At 62.9% G+C, this 2,908-nt stretch carries 4 protein-coding genes and 1 pseudogene; 2 read left to right on the top strand and 3 right to left on the bottom strand.

Annotated features, from left to right (window positions below; all coding sequences use genetic code 11):
- Together ABYW26_RS12775 and ABYW26_RS12770 are read left to right on the top strand one after the other, a co-directional pair.
- Positions 1-963, top strand: a 963-nt coding sequence (locus ABYW26_RS12775) for a DHHA1 domain-containing protein (protein ID WP_372605285.1), incomplete at its 5' end; no start/stop codon positions are given.
- Between the two features lies 1 nt (position 964).
- Positions 965-1,252 (top strand): DUF1330 domain-containing protein, encoded by a 288-nt coding sequence (locus ABYW26_RS12770; protein ID WP_372605284.1) that lies wholly within the window; start codon positions 965-967, stop codon positions 1,250-1,252.
- Between the two features lie 35 nt (positions 1,253-1,287).
- Here the strand turns inward: ABYW26_RS12770 and ABYW26_RS12765 are convergent, their stop codons facing one another.
- The 3 genes and pseudogenes from ABYW26_RS12765 to ABYW26_RS12755 form a co-directional block, all read right to left on the bottom strand.
- Positions 1,288-1,869, bottom strand: a complete 582-nt coding sequence (locus tag ABYW26_RS12765; RefSeq protein ID WP_372605283.1) for a VOC family protein — start codon at positions 1,867-1,869, stop codon at positions 1,288-1,290.
- A gap of 81 nt (positions 1,870-1,950) precedes the next feature.
- On the bottom strand, positions 1,951-2,661 hold the full coding sequence (locus ABYW26_RS12760; RefSeq protein WP_372605282.1) for a DUF6639 family protein: 711 nt from the start codon (positions 2,659-2,661) through the stop codon (positions 1,951-1,953).
- Positions 2,662-2,706: 45 nt separating this feature from the next.
- Positions 2,707-2,908: pseudogene (locus tag ABYW26_RS12755) on the bottom strand (translational GTPase TypA); the annotation flags it as partial.

Genomic DNA, 2,908 nt, shown 5'->3' with positions numbered 1-2,908 from the left:
GCCACGCACCTGCTGCACGAGGCGCTGCGTCAGACGCTGGGCGATCACGTCGCGCAGCGCGGCTCGCTGAATGCGGCGGATCGGCTGCGGTTCGATTTTAGCCACGGCAAGGGGCTGAGCGCGGCGGAATTGGCCAAGGTCGAGACCGACGTGAACGCGTTTATCCGCCAGAACTCGCCGGTCGAGACCCGGATCATGACCCCGGACGATGCCCGCGCGATCGGTGCGCAGGCGTTGTTCGGCGAAAAATACGGCGACGAGGTGCGCGTGGTGTCGATGGGCCGCGCGTCGACCGGCAAGGGCGTCGATGGCAATACATGGTCGCTGGAACTGTGCGGCGGCACCCATGTGAAACAGACCGGCGATATCGGCCTGTGCGTGGTGCTGGGCGACAGCGCGTCCTCGGCTGGCGTGCGCCGGATCGAGGCGCTGACCGGGGCTGCGGCGCTGGACCATCTGGTGACGCAACAGCAACGGCTGGCGGCGGTGGCGGATGTGTTGAAAGCCCAGCCCGGCGAAGTGGCCGAGCGGGTGAAATTGCTGATGGACGAACGCAAGGCGCTGACCAACGAACTGGCGCAGCTGCGCCGTGAATTGGCGATGTCGGGCGGCGGATCGGCGGCTCCGGCGGCGCGCGAGGTCAATGGCGTGTCTTTCGTGGCGCAGGTGCTGACCGGCGTGTCGGGCAAGGATCTGCCGGCGCTGATCGACGAGCACAAGTCGCGGATCGGCTCGGGCGCGGTTCTGTTGATCGCCGATACCGGTGGCAAGGCTGCGGTGGCGGCGGGCGTGACCGATGACCTGAAATCAAACCTGTCGGCGGTCGATCTGGTCAAGGCGGCTGTGGCCGAACTGGGCGGCAAAGGCGGCGGTGGCCGTCCCGATATGGCGCAGGGCGGCGGTCAAAGCACCGACAATGCCGAGGCGGCGATCAAGGCCGTTGAAGCGGTGATCGGGGGCTGATATGGGCGCGCTTTGGATTTCGCATGTGACCGTCACCGACCCGGAAGCTTACGGCAAATATGCCGCGCTGGCCGGGCCGGCGATTGCCAAACATGGCGGTGAATTCATCGCTCGCGGTGGCCGGTTCGTTCAGCTTGAGGGCAAAGAACGGCCGCGCAACGTGGTGGCGCGGTTCGCCTCGGTCGAACAGGCGGTCGCCTGTTACAACAGCCCCGAATATCAAGAGGCGCTAAGCCACGCGCGGGGCGCCTCTGAGCGGGAATTGATGGTCGTCGAAACCAACGACTGAACCAGCGCCCGGCCAGAAATGGCCGGGCGTTTCGGTTAATAGGGGTTCTTGGGGCTGCGGTCGGCGGACAGGGTTTGCTGGCGGCGCGCGACCAGCATCTCGATCGCGTCGGCCAGATGGATTTCGGCGATATGGTGATCGCCGCGCGCCACCCGCAGGCGGTGGGCCTCGATCATCACGTCGGCATGGGTGCAGCCTACGGGAGGCTCGAACCGATAGCAGGCCAGTTCGATCAACAGGCCCATGGGTTCGGTGAAATAGATCGAATCCATAAAGCCCCGGTCGCGCGGGCCGGAATGTTTGATCCCGCGTTCATCCAGCCGCTCGACCGCTTGGCTGAACACCGCTTTCGAGACGTTGAACGCCAGATGATGGACACAGCCCGGTTCGGTCGGGGTGCGGCGCGGATCGGGGATGCGGGTCTCGTTGGTGAAGATGGTGATCAGCCGCCCGTCACCGGGATCGAAATAGAGATGGCCCTCGTTCGGGTTGTCGAGATTGGGTTGATCAAAGACGAAGGGCATGCCCAGAACGCCCTCCCAAAAGTCGATGGACGTCTGCCGGTCGGCGCCGGTAAGGGTGATGTGATGCACCCCCTGAACCTGAAGTTTTCGCATGTCGTTTCCTTTACTCTTTGGCGAAAGGATAGGCGCTGACGGCAAAATCGCAAAACCCCTTATGTGCGCGGCGGGGCGGGATCAGTAGCTGATGAGTCCAAAGGTGATTTCCCGGTCCATCAACCGCTGGAACTGGGCGCAGCCATTTTCAGGCCGCGAGAAATTCAGCCATACATAGGCCGCGAACAGCGTCGGTTTGAAGTTCAGGATAAAGTCGTTGATCCATCCGGGGTTCACGGCGGTCAGATCACGGACCTGATCCAGAAGAACCTGTCGGGACGCGGCGGGCAGGCTGCTCATTTGCATGGCATAGGCCATGTATTCGTGATCGGTCGGGTTCAGGTTCGCGGCGGTGGTCTGGCTGATCAGCAGATGGGTCAGTTCATGTGCGATCAAGCTGATGAACAGATCTTCGGTCGGGATCTGGCTGTAGACCGGGTTTGCAGCGACTGCGGCGGCAATGAAATCGGGATGGGTGACTTGAATCGACTGGTCGATGCAATTGGCAAGGGCAAGGCAGTGCATGCCGGTTGTCGGATGGATGACCTCGGGCAGAACCGAGATGCTGATCGGCTGTGCCTGCGTCAGATGGCAGGAGTCCAGCGCCGTCAGCGCCCGTTCGGCACCGCCGCAGATCTGATCGGTCAGCGCTTCGTCAGCGCCCTGAACGGAAATGTCGATGCTGGGGCAAAGGACGGGTTCCGCCGAAGTTGCCCCGACCGGACCCGCCAATGCGACAAGCAACAGGGCGGGGGCAAGCAAGGCAGAGCCATGGGTCCAAGCGTGTGTCATGCCAGCCAAGTCTAGCTGGCATGACGAATTCCTCCAAGGAAACTCTTAGGCCTGACGCGACATGCGCTTGCGCTCATGCGGGTCGAGATAGCGTTTGCGCAGGCGGATGTTGTGCGGCGTGACTTCGACCAGTTCGTCGTCGTCGATATAGGCGATCGCCTGTTCCAGCGTGAACATGATATGCGGCGTCAGGCGCACGGCCTCATCAGTGCCCGAGGCCCGCACGTTGGTCAGCTTCTTGCCTTTC

Source organism: Actibacterium sp. (genome assembly GCF_041584535.1).
Classification (GTDB): domain Bacteria; phylum Pseudomonadota; class Alphaproteobacteria; order Rhodobacterales; family Rhodobacteraceae; genus Actibacterium_D.
This window is presented reverse-complemented; position numbering and strand designations above follow the sequence as displayed.

What these genes read in the sequence shown, in the direction of transcription:
- ABYW26_RS12770 (WP_372605284.1), top strand. Translation starts at nt 965, where the DNA reads ATGGGCGCGCTTTGGATTTCGCATGTGACCGTCACCGACCCGGAAGCT.
- ABYW26_RS12765 (WP_372605283.1), bottom strand. Translation starts at nt 1,869, where the DNA reads ATGCGAAAACTTCAGGTTCAGGGGGTGCATCACATCACCCTTACCGGC.
- ABYW26_RS12760 (WP_372605282.1), bottom strand. Translation starts at nt 2,661, where the DNA reads ATGACACACGCTTGGACCCATGGCTCTGCCTTGCTTGCCCCCGCCCTG.